Origin of the sequence: Brevundimonas goettingensis, from assembly GCF_017487405.1 — a bacterium.
In the GTDB taxonomy this organism is placed as follows: domain Bacteria; phylum Pseudomonadota; class Alphaproteobacteria; order Caulobacterales; family Caulobacteraceae; genus Brevundimonas; species Brevundimonas goettingensis.
Genome location: NZ_CP062222.1, coordinates 172310 through 188186 on the forward strand (window position 1 = coordinate 172310; position 15877 = coordinate 188186).

The following is a 15877-nucleotide window of genomic DNA, read 5'->3' on the forward strand; positions in this document are numbered from 1 at the left end:
AGAGTGGGCTTCGGCGCCCCGGACCGCAAGCATGGGGACCGCAAGCATGCGACCGCAAGCGGGGTCGCGTGTGGCGCGGTTCTGCTTCACTCTGGTCAAACCTCACCGGAGACCGTGCATGATTCCCATCGACCGCCGCGCCCTGATGACTGGCGCGCTCGCCGTCTCCGGTCTGGCCGCCAACGCCGCCTTCGCTCAGGACCTGAGCATCCGCCCCGCCGGTTCGGCCGCGACGGGGCCGGACGCCGCGCTCGACATGGCCGCCGCCCTCGCCGGAGGGCCGCCTGCGATCGCCGCCGGGATCGTGACGCGCGAGGGGCTGGAATGGTCGGGCGTACGCGGCGTGCGTCAGGCGGGCGGGACCGACAAGGCGACCCTGGACGATCGCTGGCACCTGGGCTCGAACACCAAGGCCATGACCGCCGCCGTTTTCGCCCGGCTCGTCGATCAGGGGCGGGCGAAATGGGCCATGCCCCTGTCGGAGGCCTTCCCCGGGGCGGCGCTGGACCCCGCCTTCGCCGACGTCACCCTCGATGATCTGATGCGGCACAAGGCCGGGCTGACCGATGCGGCCATGGCCTCGCCCAATGTCGCCCGCGCCGATCCCCGCCCGGTCATGGAGCAGCGGGCCGCGGTGGTGGACGGGGCCCTGTCGCGGCCGCCCGCTGGGACGAAGGGCGCCTTCGCCTATGCCAACATCAACTATGTGCTGGTCGGCGCCGCCATCGAGCGGATCAGCGGCAAGCCCTGGGAAGAGATGATGGGCTCGGAGATCTTCCAGCCTCTGGGCCTGACCACGGCCGGCTTCGGCGCGCCTGCGACGGATGCCAAGGGCGGCGCCAATGTCTGGGGGCACCGCGTCGCCCCGGACGGGACGAAAATCCCGATGGACCCCGCCGGGGCGGCGGACAACCCCGCCCTCTACGGCCCGGCGGCGACGGCCCATATGACCCTGGCCGACTATGCGACCTGGATCCGCGCCATGATCGGCGGCGCGCCGGAAGGCTGGCTGAGGCCCGAGCGGATCGGCGTCCTGACCACGCCCCTGCCGGGCGACACCTACGCCATGGGCTGGATCGCGCGGCCCGAGAGCTGGGCCGGGGACACGGTCACCATTGCCCACGAGGGGTCAAACACCCTGTGGCACGCGATCGCAGTGGCCGCTCCGGCCAAGGGGTTGGGCTTCATCGTCCTGTCCAACGGCGGCATTCAGGGCCGCGCGACAGCCGTACCCCTGATCCAGAGACTGATCCGGGAACGGACGGCGGCCTCATAAGTGTTAACGCAGACGTGCGACCGGATAGCGTTCCGAGCGTTGCCGTAGATCATCCAAGGGTCAATGCTGAGGCGGCATGAAGCGCGACTTCGCCGATTTCTGGAATTTGTTGTGGGAACTGGGGCTGGCCGCCTGCGCCGGCTTCGCCCTGATGAACGCCTTTGTCCCGCCCCAGGACCTGCCGTGGAAGCCGCTGGATCTGAACCATCCGGTCGGTCAGGCGACCAGCGCCAAGGTCGCCGATTTCGAACTGCCCTTCGCCGCCCCCGCCGAACAGGTCCAGGGCGCCACCGAGGCTTGTATCCAGACCCTGCGCGCGGCCGGTGTGGAGGTCGAACGCGTGCCCGACCGCGACGACGGCGGCTTCTGCCGGGTGCAGGGAGCGGTGCGGATCACCGGCGGGGCGGTGACGCCTCTCGCCCCGAACGACGTCGTCATGCAGTGCCCACTGGCGGTGCGCTACGTCATCTGGGACCGCCAGATCCTGCAGCCGGCGGCGCGTGAAGTCTTTGGTTCGTCAGTGAAATCTGTCGACGACTTCGGAACCTACTCCTGCCGCCGCATCTATGGCTCGACCCAGATCAACGACCGGCCCAGCGAGCACGCGCGCGCTAATGCCCTGGACGTCGGCGGCGTCACCCTGGCCGACGGGCGCAAGATTTCGGTGCTGGACGACTGGAACGGGACGGGACCCAGAGGAGCAGAGGGTTCGGTCTTCCTGAAGCGCCTCAGGGACGGCGCCTGCCGCGTCTTTTCGACGGTTCTGACCCCCGACTACAACAAGGAGCACGCGAACCATTTGCATCTGGACGGCGCGCCCCGCAGCCTTTGCGCCCTCGGCCCTTCGCCCCAAACCCGGGCCGGGCCACAGGCGGCTCAGGGCGCTCAGCAGCCTTGAGCGCGACGAAACCTCCCTTTCAGCGCGAATCGAATCCGGTTGACCGCTGTGGACAGACGCGAGAGAACGTCTGCGCAGTCCGGATTTTGTGCGTGGGGTCCAAACCCATGTCTCGCTCCTTCGCCTGAACGAGCCGTCCAGATGGACTGACGGGTTTCTCCACGTGAGAGCCTGCCTGGAAAGCGCGTTTATGGAGAGCGCAGATATGGCGACCGGTACGGTCAAGTGGTTCAACCCCACGAAAGGCTTCGGCTTCATCCAGCCGGAAAGCGGCGGCGCCGATGTGTTCGTGCACATCACCGCCGTTCAGAAGGCGGGCCTCGCTGGCCTGGATGAGAACGCGAAGGTCGAATACGAGCTGGAATCCCAGCGCGGCAAGACCTCGGCGGTCAACCTGAAGCTTCTCTGATCTGGCTCCCTCCCAAAGGAGGGGGACTTTAGAGATTGGCGGGCGTGGGATCCTCGGACCCCACGCCCGTTTTCGTTTGGGACTCGCTTTTGCGCGTGGACCACTGGGCCAGGACGATGGCGGCCAGAACGAGGGTGCCGCCCAGGGCCTGAACCGGCGTCAGGGTCTCGCCGAACACCCACCAGCTGACCAGACCCGCGACTACGGGCTGAACCAGGATGGTCACGGCGGTGATGGTGGCGGGCAGCTTGCCCAGCGCCCAGGCCACGCCGCCCTGACCCGCGACATGCACGAGGCCCAGGCCAATACAGGCGACCCAGCCCGCCGGACCGGTCGGGACGATCTGCTCGCCCATGATCAGGGCCGCCAGCAGCATCAGGGGCGCGCCCACGGCCGTGGACCACAGCATGACCCGTTGAGCCGAGGCGGTCTTGCGCGCCGCCTGGATGGTCAGGAAATAGGCGGCGTACCAGAGCGTCACCGACAGGGAGAGGGCGTCGCCCAGCAGGGAGCGATCCGCCCCGCCCGAGTGGTTGGCCCCGAGCGCCATGGCGGCGGCCCCGACCATCGACAGCGCCAGCGCTACGAGGAACAGGCTACGGGGGCGTTGTCTCAGCACCACCCAGGCGAACAGGGTCACGATCACGGGCGTCAGGTTGCACAGCACCGTGGCGTTGGCGACCGAGGTCAGGTACAGGCCATAGTGCCAGAAGCTCATGTCCAGGGCGAAGAACATCCCGGCGAGGGCCATCCATTTGCCGGGCCGGCCGATACCGGCGCCGCCCATCGAGGCGGGCCGTCCGACGAAGGCCAGCAGCAGGGGCAGGGCGAACACCAGCCGCCAGAAGCCCGCCGACGCCGGACCCGTCTCGGTCAGCCGCACCAGCACGGGCGCGAGCCCCAGCACCGCCGCCGCCAGCATCAGGACGATCAGGGCGAAGGCCCGCGAGGTCGCTAGCTTTGAGGCGTCCGGGGAGGCGGAGCAGGTCATGTCGCCGGGATTAGACCCTCACGCGGCTCCGGTGAACCCTCTCAGGGTCTGATCTGGCCGGTTCCGCGCACGACGTATTTGTAGCTGGTCAGCTGCTCCGCCCCGACCGGGCCGCGCGCGTGCAGGCGCGAGGTCGAGATGCCGATCTCTCCGCCGAAGCCGAACTCCCCGCCGTCGGCGAACTGGGTCGAGGTGTTCCACAGCACGATGGCACTGTCGACGGCGTTCAGGAAGGCGGCTGCGGCCTCCGCATCGTCGGTGATGATCGCCTCGGTGTGGCCCGAGCCGTGGGTGCGGATGTGCTCCACGGCGGCGTCCAGACCATCCACGATCCGAACGGCGAGGATCGGCGCCAGATATTCGGTGGTCCAGTCGGCCTCGGCGGCGGCGCTCATGGCCGGGACCAGCGCCTGCGCCCGCGCGTCGCCGCGCAGCTCGCAGCCGGCGTCGATCAGGGCCTCGGCGACCGGGGGCAGCAGGCGGCCGGCGGCCTCGGCGTCGATCAGCAGGGTCTCGGTCGATCCGCACACGGACACGCGGCGCATCTTGGCGTTGACCACGATGTCGCGCGCCATGTCGAGATCGGCGGCGGCGTGCAGATAGGTGTGGTTCAGCCCCTCCAGATGGCCGAGCACGGGCACACGCGCCTCGGACTGGACCCGGGCGACAAGGCTCTTGCCGCCGCGCGGGATCAGCAGGTCGACATTGCCGTCCAGTCCGGTCAGCAGGGCGCCGACGGCGGCGCGGTCGGGCGTGGGGACCAGCTGCACCGCATCGGCGGGCAGGCCGGCGGCGACCAGCCCCTCGACCACCGCTGCATGGACAGCCAGCGAACTGTCCAGACAGTCCGAACCGCAGCGCAGGATGGCGACATTGCCCGAGCGGATGCACAGGGCGGCGGCGTCTGCGGTGACGTTGGGCCGGCTCTCATAGATGATGGCCAGGACGCCCAGAGGCGTGCGGACGCGGGCGATGTCCAGCCCGTTGGGCCGGGTCCAGCGCTCGGTCTCGACGCCCAGCGGATCGGGGAAGGCGGCGATCTCGTCCACGGCCCCGGCGATGGCCGCGACCCGGGCCGGCGTCAGGGCCAGCCGGTCGATCAGTGCCTCTGACAGACCATTCGCGCGAGCCCGGGTGATGTCGACGGCATTGGCGGCCAGAATGGCGTCGGCGCCGTCGCGGATCGCAGCTGCAATGGCGCTCAGGGCGGCGCTGCGGATCTCCGGGCCGGCCAGACGCACGGCGTCGGCGGCGGCGCGCGCGCGGCGGCCCATGTCGGCCATCAGGGCGGCGACATCCTCGAACTCGGAGACGGGTTGAGCGGTCATGCGGGGTCCAGCACCAGATCGTCGCGGTGGATGGCGACGCCGGGGCCCTTATAGCCGACCAGCCCCTCGATTTCGCCCGAGTGCCTGCCCCGGATCTTCTCCATCTCGTCGGCGGCGTAGGCGGCCAGACCGACGCCCAGCGCCCCGCCCTCCATCCGCACGATGCGGACGCAGTCACCCCGGTCGAACCGGCCCTCGACCCGCTTGACCCCCGAGGCCAGCAGGCTGCGTCCGCCCGCCAGAGCGGTCGCGGCCCCGTCGTCGACGACCAGCGACCCCGCCGGCTCGAGGCTCCCCGCGATCCACGACTTGTAGGCCGCGATGGGCGTGGCCGGGGCGGTGATCATCGTGTGGCGCGCGCCGTCGTCCAGCGCCTTCAGCGGATGCGGCTCCAGTCCCGAAACGATCAGGGTGACGCAGCCCGCCGAACGGGCGATGCGGGCGGCTTCCAGCTTGGTCGCCATCCCGCCCGTGCCGACGTCGGCCTCGGCGTTTGCGCCCCCGGCGGCGGCGAGGATGTCGGGCGTCAGGGCCTCCACCACCGGCAGATGCTCGGCGTCCGGATTCTTCCTCGGATCGGCGGTGTAAAGGCCGTCGACATCGGACAGCAGGATCAGCAGGTCGGCCCGCGCCAGCTGGGCCGTCCGCGCCGCCAGCCGGTCATTGTCGCCATAGCGGATTTCCTCCGTCGCGACCGTGTCGTTCTCGTTGACCACGGGCACGGCGCCGAGTTTGAGCAGGGCCTCCAGCGTGGCGCGCCCGTTCAGCCAGCGACGGCGGCGTTCGGTGTCCTCGCGGGTCAGAAGGACCTGAGCGGGCACCAGGGCCTGCTCGCTCAGCGCCGCCTCCCAGGCCTGCATCAGCAGGGGCTGGCCGACGGCGGCGGCGGCCTGTTTCTCGTCCAGCCGGGCGTTCTTCTCCAGCCCGAACCGCCCGCGCCCCAGAGCCACGGCGCCGGAGGAGACCACGATCACCTCCCGCCCGTGCCGGCGCCAGTCCGCGATGTCCTCGGCCAAGGCCTTGAGCCAGGCCGCCGCCGGGGCGCGCGTCTTCGCATCCACGACCAGCGATGAGCCGATCTTGATCACGACGCGATTGATGGGGCGAGGGGAGGCGGGGATCTGGAACACGGCGGGACCATTACGTCAGGATTTCGCGCGGACAAGCGCCAAACCCGCCTGTCGCGACAAGTTTTGTCTAACGGGCCTCGAACGTGGGCAACATCGTTGCCGGAATCCGCTGAGGCCTCAGGGTCGCGGCGTCGACCAGACACCATTCGGAGACGCCCTGGGCGCAGAGCCGGCCCTCGCCGTCCTCGATGCGGACATAGCGGTTGAAGCGCGGTCCCTGCGGATCGCCGACCCAGGTGCGGGCCACGACGGTCGCATCGGGCTGGAGCGCGCGCAGGTAATCGATCTCGTGGCGCAGGGCGACCCAGGACCATTTGGCTCGGTCGGCCTCGTCGAACCGGGCGTTCCAGTGGGCCGTACCGACTTCCTGCAGCCAGCCGACATAGACCACATTGTTCACATGGCCGTTGGCGTCGATGTGCTCGGGCAGGATGGCCAGTGGCACGGTGAAGATCTCGCGATCCTCACGCAGCTGGAGCGGCGCCCGCGCCAAGTCGGGTCAGTCCTGACCGAGGGCGACGCCCTTTTCCGCCAGCAGGGCCTGGAGCTCGCCCGACTGGAACATCTCGCGGATGATGTCCGAGCCGCCGATGAACTCCCCCTTCACATAGAGCTGGGGAATGGTCGGCCAGTCGGTGAAGACCTTGATGCCGTCGCGAAGGGCTTCGTCCTGAAGCACGTCGACGCCGACGAAGGGGGCTTCGATCTGGTCGAGGATCTGCACCGACAGGGACGAGAAGCCACAGCGCGGCTGGTCCGGCGTGCCCTTCATGAACAGGACGACAGCGTGGTCCGCGATCGTCTGGGCGATGAAGGCGTGGACGGGATCGGCGCTTTGCGCAACGACTTGGTCGGTCATGGGAGTGGCCTCTGGTTCAGCCCGTCAGCTAGGGACGAAGGCCCCGTGGGTCAAGGCCGCAGGCCGCTTTGACGCAGCTCAGGCGACCTTGTTGGCGGCGCCGACCCGGGCCATTTCGATCTGGGCCGACAGACCGGGCGGCATGTCGCGGTCCGGGATCTTCGACAGGGCCTCCAGCCGCGGAATGTCGCGGGCCTGAACCAGGACGGTGGCCACGGCCGGATCGTTCATGACATGGGCCAGGCAGATCGACTCGGCGTCCCAGTGCGGGGTCTCGTGCAGGAAGGCGAAGGTGCCGGCGCCGGCCAGCGGATCGTCCTTTGCCCGCTTCGGACCCCCGCCGAAGCCGAACAGACCCTTCTTCGGCTCGTTCAGGGTCGTGGCCTTCTTCCTGGAGTTCAGGGCCTCGGGGAAATAGTCATAGGCCATGACCGCCATGTCCTGCTCCTGGGCGGCGCGGATGCGGGCGCGCACCTTCCACGAGGAGTTGACGTTGGACGGGGTGGCGATGACGTCGAAGGCGCCGGTCGAGACATAGGCGTCCATCACCTCGTCGTCGCCGAAGACGCCGAGGAAGCGGACGCGCTGGGTCCGGCGCAGGGCCTTGAGCGCATTCAGTGACGACTGGGGCAGTTCGTGCTCGCCCGGACGTTCCAGCAGGGCGACGTCGATCCAGCCCAGGCCGGAGACGTGCAGGGCCCGGTCGATGGCGTGGGTGATGGCCTCGGCCGAGAAGTCGCGGTCCATGTCCTGGCGGCGGCCGTCGCGACGGCCCAGGGTCAGGCTGACGATCAGCAGCTTGCGTTCGACCGAGGACAGGGCGTGGCCTACGACCTCGGCCAGCACCGGGTCGGCGCTTTCCAGCCGGTAGCTGTTGATGCCCGCCTCGAGCGCCGCATAGATCAGCTCGGCGGCGGCCTCGGGCCCGCGCGAGACGGCGTCGATGCCCAGGCTCAGGGTGATGTTGGAAATGGCGGCGCCGGTGGAGCCGAAGGGGCGATAGCGCATGGGATCAGCCTCCTGCGGCGGGGATCGAGGTTTCGAGCGCCAGGGCGTGCAGTTCCCCGCCCATCTTGCCCTTCAGGGCGGCGTAGACGAGTTGGTGCTGGCGCACGCGCGGCAGGCCCTGGAAGGCGTTGGACACGATGCGCGCGCGATAGTGGTCGCCGTCGCCGGCCAGATCGTCGATGGCGATCTCGGCGTCGGGAAAGGCCTCCGCCAGATGGGCGTGCAGCGTTTCGACGGTCATGGGCATGCGGGCGGTCTCGCGGTCTTCTCGCAGGGAAAATGACCGATAAACCTTAATGTCCCGCATACGCGGCGCGGGTGTCAGACCGCGGCGGGCCGCTCCAGCAGATGCACGAGGTGGTCCTTGTAGAAGCCGTCGGCATAGGGGCGATAGCCGACCCGCTCGGCCAGTTTCAGCGAGGGGGCGTTGTCGGGCGAGATCATGCAGACCGTGCGCGGCGCCTTCATCACCGTATCGGCCCAGCGAAGCGCCGCCTCCAGCCCTTCGCGCGCCAGACCCTGGCCCTGGAAGGCCGTGGCCACGCCCCAGCCCAGTTCGGGCGCATCGAACGGGGTGTCGAGTTCGCGCAGATAGTGCAGCACCCCGACGCTGCCGACATAGGCGCCCGTGTCGCGCGACCGCATCGCCCAGTTGCCGTGACCGATGGCCTGCCAGTGCCCCAGGTCGCGCAACAGGCGGAACCAGACCTCTTCTTCGCCCAGCGCCCGGCCGGTGATGGCGCGGGTGAAGGCCTCGTCTGCCCAGACTGCCTTCAGGTCGTTGAAATCCGTGACAGCCACGGGGGTCAGGATCATGCGTTCGGTGGTCAGGATGGTCATCCGCTCATTCCTTCCATCGCGACGCCGGGAAAGAAAGCCCGCCGCCGCACCGGATTGACAGGGTGTGGCTGTCAGGCGCCGAAGAAGGACCCCGCCCGTTCGATCCGCGTGTTCCCGGCCGCGTCGGTGACCGCATAGGTGAAGCCGGGCTGCAGGGCCCAGCCGCCCGCCACGCCCGTCTTCGACAGGGCCAGAAGGGCGACCTGATGGTCCTTGATCGCCGCGCCGCGCAACCGGGCCAGACGCTCGACCACCGACCGGCAGGCCTCGGTCGGCGACATCCCGTGACGCATGGCCTCGACGACCGAATGGCTGCCGCAGATCCGGACCACGTCTTCGCCGACGCCGGTGGCTGTCGCCGCCCCGACCTCGTCATCGACATAGAGACCGGCCCCGGTGATGGGGCTGTCGCCGACCCGGCCGCGCATCTTGAAGGCCATGCCCGACGTGGTGCAGGCGCCCGCCATATGGCCGTCGGGACCGATGCCAAGAATGCCGATGGTGTCGTGGTTGCCGGGACCGCCGGGCTGCGAGCGCCAGTCCGTATTCTCGCTGTTGACGCGCGGAGCGTACTGGGCCGTCTTCAGCCATTCCTTCCACGCCGCCTCGGCCTCGGGCGTCAGGAGGTTGGTCAGGGGGAAGCCCTGATCGACGGCGAAGCTGCGCGCGCCGGCCCCGACCAGCATGGTGTGGGGCGTCTTCTCCAGCACGGCCCGCGCCACCGAGACGGCGTGGACGATGTCCTCCAGCGCCGCGACCGCGCCGACGTTGCCCGCGTGGTCCATGACCACCGAGTCCAGGGTCACATGGCCGTCCCGGTCGGGATAGCCGCCCAAGCCGACGGAGTGATTGGTCGGATCGGCCTCGGGGACTTTCGCGCCCGCCTCGACCATGTCCAGACCCGAGCCGCCCGCGATGCGCGCCCTCACGGCTTCGGCGTTGGCGGCGGCGCCGAAGTCCCAGGTCGAGACGACGACAGCAGGGGCGGGCGTGTCCGCCCGCGCGCTACCCGCCACCGTCGCGAGGCCTGAAGCGGCCAGCACGGCCCGGCGGGAAAGGTTCATATCAGCCCCAGTTGCTTGAAACTGGCCACGCCGTCTCGGCCGACCACCAGATGATCATGAACCTCGACATTGAGCGCGCGTCCAGCGGCGATGATCTGTTTGGTCATATCGACGTCGGCCCGACTGGGAGTCGGATCGCCCGAGGGGTGGTTGTGCACCAGGATCAGGCTGGACGACGACAGCTCCAGCGCCCGGCGCACCACTTCGCGCGGATAGACGGGGGCGTGATCGACCGTGCCCCGGTTCTGGATTTCGTCGAGGATCAGCTGGTTCTTCTTGTCCAGATACAGCACGCGGAACTGCTCCCTCGGCTCGTGCTGGAGGGCGACGCGGACATAGGCGAGCAGGGCGCTCCAAGACGAGATCACCGGCCGCTTCGACGCCGGTTCGCGCGCCACTCGCCGGGCCACGTCATAGATCAGCTGCAGGTCCAGGGCCGTCGCCCGCGACAGCTTCCCGCGCACGATCAACAAGGATCGGGCGACCTGGTCGTCGATCGCCTCGTGGGTCGCCGCCCCTATGCCTTCCAGACTGCCGAACCGGGCCAGCAGATCCTTGGCCAGGGGCTTGGTGTCCCGGTAGGGGATGCTGCGGAACAACAGCATCTCCAGCAGCTCATAGTCGGGCAGGGCGTCGATCCCGCCCTTGGCCGCCCGCTCGCGCAGCCGTTCGCGATGGCCCGAGTTGCGACTTTTGGCGCGCGCGGGGGTTGTTTGCGGCGTGTCGTCGTCGGCGATGAAGTCGCTCAAGACCCGGCCCCGTGGATTCGAGCTGATGATGCTCCCGGAAGTTGTCAGGAACGGTAGCGGCTGTACCATTTCGATCAAGGGTCGGCGAACAACCGTCACAGTGTATGTTTCCCTTACGGAAACGGTGGTTATCGCCCATTTTTGCGACTTCGGAGGCACAGTCTGCCCTTGAAACGTTCAATCTAACGGCGGTCTGAAACAAAATCGTCAAATCCGTTGCAACGGTTTGCCTGAATGCGCATTTGCGGGACCGAAGGCCTCCCCAGACCTTTTAAATCCCCCAGGAAACAGGGCCGCACCGGGCGAAACCGGGGCGTCCGCAAAAGGTAATTCCATGAACGCTTCCAACGTCGCCCGCTTCGGCGGCCTGACCCTGACCGCGGCCCTGCTGGCCTCGGTCGCCACCCCTTCGCTGGCCGGTTCCTTCTATCTGCAGGAACAGTCCGCACGCGGCGCCGGCCGCGCCTATTCGGGTGAAGCCGCCGACACCGGCGTCTCCTCGATGTGGTGGAACCCCGCCTCGATCGCCCGTTCGGGCCGCGAGGTCTATGTCGGCATGCACGGCCTGCTGCTCGATTCGGACGTTGACAACGCCGGTTCGACCATCACCTATCCGGGCGGCACGACCGTTCCGGTCCAGGGCCAGGCGCACAACGGCGACCCGATCGAGAGCGGCATCGTTCCGAACTTCGCCATCTCGACCCCGATCGGCGATCGTTTCGCCGTCGGCCTGGCCGTCGAAGCCCCCTACAACTTCACCACCAAATATCAGCCCGGCTCCTTCGCCCGCTATGACGCCCTGACCTCCGAGCTGCGCTCGGCCAACGTCAGCGTCGTCGGCGCCATGAAGGTCACCGACTGGCTGGACCTCGGCGTCGGCGTCGACGCCCAGTACGTCAAGGCCAAGCTGACCTCGGCCCTGCCGAACCTTTCGCCCCTGCTGGCCGACGGCAACTCCTCGCTGGAAGGCGACGGCTGGGACTACGGCTGGAACGTCGGCGCCCAGGCCCACACCGGCCGCTGGAATTTCGGCCTGAGCTACCGCTCCAAGATCGAACATGAGCTGGACGGCGACGTCGCCATCACCGGCCTGCTGGGCCCGATCGCGGCCGGCAACTACACCGGCTCGGGCACGGCCAGCTTCAACACCCCGTGGTTCGCCTCGGCTTCGGTTCGCTACGCCGTCAACGACAAGCTGACCCTGAACGCCCAGGTCAACCGCATCGGCTGGTCCGAGTTCGACGCCATCCGCGTCCGCTACGCCACGACCGGCGGCGACACCTACATCCAGGACTACAAGGATGTGACCACCGGGGCCGTCGGCTTCGACTATGTCGCCAACGACCGCGTCACCTTCCGCGGCGGCATCGGCTATGACCCGACCCCGACCCGCGACGACGAGCGCACCGCCCGTATCCCGGACGCCGACCGCTGGCTGTTCTCGGGCGGCGTTTCGGTCAAGGCCACGGATTCGATGACCGTCGACACCGGCCTGACCTATATCGCGTTCTCGGACAGCGACATCGCCAGCTCGCACACCTCCTACGCGGGCACCGCGGCGGCGACGACCTCGACCCTTCGCGGTACGGCCGAAGGCTACGGCATCGGCGCCTCGGTCGGCGTGCGCTGGGCCTTCTGATCCAGCCACGGTGCCTCTGACGACAGAAAGGCCGGTCCCTCGCGGGGCCGGCCTTTTTGCTGTGCGGTCGCCATTGAAAAGCCCGCCCGGCGCGAACCGGGCGGGCTTCTTTCAGTCAGGCCTAAGGACTAGCCCTTGGCGGCGTAGCCCTTGCCGCCGTTGGACGGGCGACGGCCGCGCGGGCGGCGCTTGAACTCGCCGTCGGGCTTGGCCTGGCCCTCGGGACGCGGGGCCTGGGGGCGTTGGGCGTTCGCGGCCGAGCGGGCGCGGTCGGCGGCCAGCGGATCGAAGGGCTGGGTCGAGGCGACCGAACGGTCGCCGCGGTCGTTGTGGTGCGTACGGTCGCGTTGACCCTCGCCGCCACCGCGGGCGCCGCTCCCGTCACGCGACTTGCGGACGCGGTGCGGCTGGCCGCCGTGCTCGGACTTGACGCCGTCGCGACGCGGGTTGCGCGGGCCGCGCTGCTGACGATCGCCACGGCCGTCGTCGGGCATGGAGGCCTTGGAGGCCACGCCCGAGGCCATGATCGACTGGTCGAGCAGGCCCAGGGCCTTGTCGTTGCGGCGGTCGGTCGCCGGGATCTTCTGGCGGGTGACCTTCTCGATGTCGCGCAGCAGCTTCATCTCGTCGCCGGCGACGAAGCTGACGGCGGTGCCGTCCTTGCCCGCGCGGGCCGTCCGGCCGATGCGGTGGACATAGGCTTCCGGCACGAAGGGCAGTTCGAAGTTGACGACGTGCGAGACCCCGTCGACGTCGATGCCGCGCGCGGCGATGTCGGTGGCGACCAGAACGCGCAGCTTGCCGGCCTTGAAGGCCGCCAGGGTGCGTTCACGCTGGGGCTGGGACTTGTTGCCGTGGATGGCGCCCGCCTGGACGCCGCCGGCTTCCAGATAGGCCGCGACCTTGTCGGCGCCGTGCTTGGTCTTGGTGAAGACCAGGCAGCGCGTGTACTCCGGATCGGCGAACATCTCGGTCAGCAAGGCGCGCTTGCGACCCTGCTCGACATGCACGATCGACTGCGAGATGCGCTGCACCGTGGTCGATTGCGGCGTCACCTGGACCTTGACCGGATCCTTGAGCAGTTCACCGGCCAGCTTGCCGATTTCGGTCGGCATGGTGGCGGAGAAGAACAGGTTCTGGCGCTTGGCCGGGATGCGGGCGACGATCTGGCGGATCGGCTTGACGAAGCCGAGGTCCAGCATCTGGTCGGCCTCGTCCAGGACGAAGATCTCGGTCGAGGACAGGTCGATGGTCTTCTGCTGCATATGGTCCAGCAGACGGCCGGGGGTGGCGACCAGGACGTCGAGGCCGCCCTGCAGGGCGCGCTCCTGCGGGCCGTATTTCACGCCGCCGAACACCACCGCGACCTTGAAGCCGAGGTGACGGCCATAGGCCTTGAAGCTGTCGGCGATCTGGCTGGCCAGTTCGCGCGTGGGCGACAGGATGAGGGTGCGGGTTGTGCGGGGCGCCGGGGCGACGCGGTTCTCGGCCAGGCGATGCAGGATCGGCAGGGCGAAGGCCGCGGTCTTGCCGGTGCCGGTCTGGGCGATGCCCAGCAGGTCCTTGCCGAGCATGACGTCAGGAATGGCCTGGGCCTGGATCGGGGTCGGGGTGGTGTAGCCCTCGGCGGTCAACGCCTGGAGCAAAGCCTTGTTCAGGCCGAAGGATTCAAAGGTCTTGGTGGTCAATGCCGTTTCTTTCGCGTGCGGCGACGCGCATCAGCCATGGCTCAACGCCTTAAGGGCCGCGCACCGCCAGTCCCGAGTGAGCTTCTGGATGAAGCCTGCGGGGTGGATCGGGCGCCGCCCCGCGTGTCCGGGCAGCGAATGAATCTTGAGGGCCGGCGACTTCTACAGACAGGTCTTCGAGGGGAGGTGAAGACCCACACGCGCTGGAAACGCCGGGGGTCGCAATTGTGCGACGCAGCGCAGATGGGCGCTTCATGTGGCGAAGTCAAGGCGGAACGGCGTTTTGCGGTCTTCAGTGACCCAGAAGGCTGACGGCGAAATTGACCGCCAGGGCCACGATCACCGTGTTGAACACGAAGGCGGTGACACTGTGGATCGAGGAGATGCGGCGTAGCTGGCGGTCGGCGATCTGGATGTCGGCGGTCTGTGAGGCCACCCCGATGATCAGGGCGAAATGGATGAAGTCCCAGTAGTCGGGTTCGGTCTCGCCCGGGAAGACCAGCCCGCCCCGGTCCCTGACCCTGCCGTCCTTGCCGGTCTTGCCCGGTCCATAGAAGCCGTGGGCGTAGTGTTCGGCGAAGATCAGGTGGATGAAGCACCAGGACAGGGCCACGGTGGCGATGGTCAGGAAGGCGCTGGACGCGGCCTCGCTGGCCGGGGCGCCGGCGGTCTCACCGAGGACGATGACCACACTGGCCATGGCCGCGATCCAGCTGACCGGCAGGACGGCTGAGCCCGCATCGTCCAGTTCGGCGGCGCGTTCCCGGATTTTGTCCACCGAGCGGATGCGTGCCAGCTTGATCATGGTGACCAGAAGGAACAGGCCGACGCCCGCATCCCAGCCCGAGGCGATCCGCGTCGGCCAGCGCCAGTCGCCGGGCGTCAGCAGGCCGACCCCGATCGCGCAGGCCAGGGCGAGCAGCAGGGTCCAGTGCAGATGGATCAGGCGTTTGGGCGACGGCATGGGCCGATAGTGGTCCGGCCCGCGCCGCGACACCATCCTTACAAGTCGGTAACTTGCGGAGGGGGCCTGCCGGTGACAAGGTCGCTTGACAAAGTCGGGGCAGGGTTCAGGACTGTATTCCGCACTGCGAAAAGGGGCGTCACATGCTGTCGATCAAGAATCTCGTCCACGTCTACGGCAACGGGACCAAGGCGCTCGATGACGTCAGCCTGGAGGTCCCGACCGGGATGTTCGGCCTCTTGGGCCCGAACGGGGCGGGCAAGTCGACCCTGATGCGCTCGATCGCCACGCTCCAGACCCCGACCTCGGGCTCGATCGATTTCGACGGCATCGACGTGATCAAGGATCCGGACCTGCTGCGCCGCACCCTCGGCTATCTGCCCCAGGACTTCGGCGTCTATCCGCGCGTCTCGGCCTACGACATGCTGGACCATATGGCGGTGCTCAAGGGCGTCGCCTCGGGCAAGGACCGCAAGGCGACGGTCGAAAGCCTGCTGCAACAGGTCAACCTCTGGCCGGTGCGCAACAAGGCCCTGGCCGGCTTCTCGGGCGGGATGCGCCAGCGCTTCGGCATCGCCCAGGCCCTGATCGGCAATCCCAAACTGATCATCGTCGACGAGCCCACGGCCGGCCTCGACCCCGAGGAGCGCAACCGCTTCCTCAACCTGCTGGCCGAGATCGCCGACAATGTCGTGATCATCCTGTCGACCCACATCGTCGAGGACGTCGCCGACCTGTGCCCGCGCATGGCGGTGCTGGCGGGCGGCAAGATCCAGCGCCAGGGCGCCCCGCTCGAACTGATCAGGGAGATGGAGGGCCGCGTCTGGAGGAAGACCATCGACAAGGAGGCGCTCAAGGAGGCGCGCGACCGCTACGACGTCATCTCCACGCGCCTCTTCGCCGGCAAGACCGTCATCCACGTCCTGTCCGACCGTCGTCCCGGCGAGGGCTTCGAGCCCGTCGCGGGCGGGCTGGAGGACGTCTATTTCGCCACCCTGACCGCCTCGCGCAAAGTTCCGGCGTAAGGGCGGCCG

The 15877-nt window shown here is 68.6% G+C and carries 17 protein-coding genes; 5 read left to right on the plus strand and 12 right to left on the minus strand.

The genetic code is table 11. The features are described 5' to 3' along the window. Nucleotides 1-118: 118 nt before the first annotated feature. From IFJ75_RS00865 to IFJ75_RS00875, 3 genes are all read left to right on the plus strand, one after another. The gene (locus tag IFJ75_RS00865) at nucleotides 119-1276 is read left to right on the plus strand and encodes a serine hydrolase domain-containing protein (RefSeq protein WP_207870699.1); all 1158 of its coding nucleotides are present in this window, start codon (nucleotides 119-121) and stop codon (nucleotides 1274-1276) included. Nucleotides 1277-1352: 76 nt separating this feature from the next. Next, on the plus strand, nucleotides 1353-2174 hold the full coding sequence (locus IFJ75_RS00870; RefSeq protein ID WP_207870700.1) for an extensin-like domain-containing protein: 822 nt from the start codon (nucleotides 1353-1355) through the stop codon (nucleotides 2172-2174). Between the two features lie 205 nt (nucleotides 2175-2379). Next, complete coding sequence (locus IFJ75_RS00875; protein ID WP_207870701.1) at nucleotides 2380-2583, plus strand: cold-shock protein; 204 nt, start codon at nucleotides 2380-2382, stop codon at nucleotides 2581-2583. Nucleotides 2584-2611: 28 nt separating this feature from the next. On the opposite strand, the gene IFJ75_RS00880 is transcribed toward IFJ75_RS00875, so the two are convergent. From IFJ75_RS00880 to radC, 10 genes are all read right to left on the minus strand, one after another. Next, complete coding sequence (locus IFJ75_RS00880; RefSeq protein ID WP_207870702.1) at nucleotides 2612-3574, minus strand: DMT family transporter; 963 nt, start codon at nucleotides 3572-3574, stop codon at nucleotides 2612-2614. Nucleotides 3575-3615: 41 nt separating this feature from the next. Next, on the minus strand, nucleotides 3616-4902 hold the full coding sequence (locus tag IFJ75_RS00885; RefSeq protein WP_225896929.1) for a glutamate-5-semialdehyde dehydrogenase: 1287 nt from the start codon (nucleotides 4900-4902) through the stop codon (nucleotides 3616-3618). After that, the gene (gene proB / locus IFJ75_RS00890; RefSeq protein ID WP_207870703.1) at nucleotides 4899-6032 is read right to left on the minus strand and encodes a glutamate 5-kinase; all 1134 of its coding nucleotides are present in this window, start codon (nucleotides 6030-6032) and stop codon (nucleotides 4899-4901) included. Before proB ends, IFJ75_RS00885 begins: the two co-directional genes overlap by 4 nt. 67 nt (nucleotides 6033-6099) lie before the next feature. Then, nucleotides 6100-6525 carry an acyl-CoA thioesterase gene (locus tag IFJ75_RS00895; RefSeq protein ID WP_207870704.1) on the minus strand — a complete coding sequence of 142 codons (426 nt, stop codon included), beginning with the start codon at nucleotides 6523-6525 and terminating at the stop codon, nucleotides 6100-6102. A 6-nt stretch (nucleotides 6526-6531) separates the two neighbouring features. Further along, on the minus strand, nucleotides 6532-6891 hold the full coding sequence (grxD, locus tag IFJ75_RS00900) for a Grx4 family monothiol glutaredoxin (protein WP_207870705.1): 360 nt from the start codon (nucleotides 6889-6891) through the stop codon (nucleotides 6532-6534). Nucleotides 6892-6969: 78 nt separating this feature from the next. Beyond that, entirely contained in the window at nucleotides 6970-7899 is a 930-nt protein-coding gene (locus IFJ75_RS00905) for an aldo/keto reductase (protein ID WP_207870706.1), read from the minus strand. A gap of 4 nt (nucleotides 7900-7903) precedes the next feature. Further along, on the minus strand, nucleotides 7904-8146 hold the full coding sequence (locus IFJ75_RS00910; RefSeq protein ID WP_207870707.1) for a BolA/IbaG family iron-sulfur metabolism protein: 243 nt from the start codon (nucleotides 8144-8146) through the stop codon (nucleotides 7904-7906). A gap of 74 nt (nucleotides 8147-8220) precedes the next feature. Further along, a complete protein-coding gene (locus tag IFJ75_RS00915; protein WP_207870708.1) occupies nucleotides 8221-8739 on the minus strand; it encodes a GNAT family N-acetyltransferase in 519 nt (172 codons plus the stop codon). A gap of 71 nt (nucleotides 8740-8810) precedes the next feature. Continuing rightward, nucleotides 8811-9803: a N(4)-(beta-N-acetylglucosaminyl)-L-asparaginase gene (locus IFJ75_RS00920; RefSeq protein ID WP_207870709.1), complete on the minus strand. Its 993-nt coding sequence runs from the start codon at nucleotides 9801-9803 to the stop codon at nucleotides 8811-8813. After that, nucleotides 9800-10540: a RadC family protein gene (gene radC, locus IFJ75_RS00925; protein WP_225897074.1), complete on the minus strand. Its 741-nt coding sequence runs from the start codon at nucleotides 10538-10540 to the stop codon at nucleotides 9800-9802. Before radC ends, IFJ75_RS00920 begins: the two co-directional genes overlap by 4 nt. A 346-nt stretch (nucleotides 10541-10886) precedes the next feature. On the opposite strand from radC, the gene IFJ75_RS00930 reads away from it, so the two are divergent. Continuing rightward, nucleotides 10887-12191 carry an OmpP1/FadL family transporter gene (locus tag IFJ75_RS00930; protein ID WP_207870711.1) on the plus strand — a complete coding sequence of 435 codons (1305 nt, stop codon included), beginning with the start codon at nucleotides 10887-10889 and terminating at the stop codon, nucleotides 12189-12191. Between the two features lie 128 nt (nucleotides 12192-12319). On the opposite strand, the gene IFJ75_RS00935 is transcribed toward IFJ75_RS00930, so the two are convergent. Next, nucleotides 12320-13879, minus strand: a complete 1560-nt coding sequence (locus tag IFJ75_RS00935) for a DEAD/DEAH box helicase (protein ID WP_207870712.1) — start codon at nucleotides 13877-13879, stop codon at nucleotides 12320-12322. Nucleotides 13880-14171: 292 nt separating this feature from the next. Then, nucleotides 14172-14843 (minus strand): DUF1345 domain-containing protein, encoded by a 672-nt coding sequence (locus IFJ75_RS00940; protein WP_207870713.1) that lies wholly within the window; start codon nucleotides 14841-14843, stop codon nucleotides 14172-14174. 143 nt (nucleotides 14844-14986) lie between these two features. Between IFJ75_RS00940 and IFJ75_RS00945 the strand changes: the two genes are divergently transcribed. Continuing rightward, nucleotides 14987-15868, plus strand: a complete 882-nt coding sequence (locus IFJ75_RS00945) for an ABC transporter ATP-binding protein (protein ID WP_207870714.1) — start codon at nucleotides 14987-14989, stop codon at nucleotides 15866-15868. Nucleotides 15869-15877 lie beyond the last annotated feature (9 nt).

Bases quoted from the DNA above. Each gene is read 5' to 3' on its own strand.
- IFJ75_RS00865 (WP_207870699.1), top strand. From the start codon at position 119: ATGATTCCCATCGACCGCCGCGCCCTGATGACTGGCGCGCTCGCCGTC.
- IFJ75_RS00870 (WP_207870700.1), top strand. From the start codon at position 1,353: ATGAAGCGCGACTTCGCCGATTTCTGGAATTTGTTGTGGGAACTGGGG.
- IFJ75_RS00875 (WP_207870701.1), top strand. From the start codon at position 2,380: ATGGCGACCGGTACGGTCAAGTGGTTCAACCCCACGAAAGGCTTCGGC.
- IFJ75_RS00880 (WP_207870702.1), bottom strand. From the start codon at position 3,574: ATGACCTGCTCCGCCTCCCCGGACGCCTCAAAGCTAGCGACCTCGCGG.
- IFJ75_RS00885 (WP_225896929.1), bottom strand. From the start codon at position 4,902: ATGACCGCTCAACCCGTCTCCGAGTTCGAGGATGTCGCCGCCCTGATG.
- grxD (WP_207870705.1), bottom strand. From the start codon at position 6,891: ATGACCGACCAAGTCGTTGCGCAAAGCGCCGATCCCGTCCACGCCTTC.
- IFJ75_RS00905 (WP_207870706.1), bottom strand. From the start codon at position 7,899: ATGCGCTATCGCCCCTTCGGCTCCACCGGCGCCGCCATTTCCAACATC.
- IFJ75_RS00910 (WP_207870707.1), bottom strand. From the start codon at position 8,146: ATGCCCATGACCGTCGAAACGCTGCACGCCCATCTGGCGGAGGCCTTT.
- IFJ75_RS00915 (WP_207870708.1), bottom strand. From the start codon at position 8,739: ATGACCATCCTGACCACCGAACGCATGATCCTGACCCCCGTGGCTGTC.
- IFJ75_RS00920 (WP_207870709.1), bottom strand. From the start codon at position 9,803: ATGAACCTTTCCCGCCGGGCCGTGCTGGCCGCTTCAGGCCTCGCGACG.
- IFJ75_RS00930 (WP_207870711.1), top strand. From the start codon at position 10,887: ATGAACGCTTCCAACGTCGCCCGCTTCGGCGGCCTGACCCTGACCGCG.
- IFJ75_RS00940 (WP_207870713.1), bottom strand. From the start codon at position 14,843: ATGCCGTCGCCCAAACGCCTGATCCATCTGCACTGGACCCTGCTGCTC.
- IFJ75_RS00945 (WP_207870714.1), top strand. From the start codon at position 14,987: ATGCTGTCGATCAAGAATCTCGTCCACGTCTACGGCAACGGGACCAAG.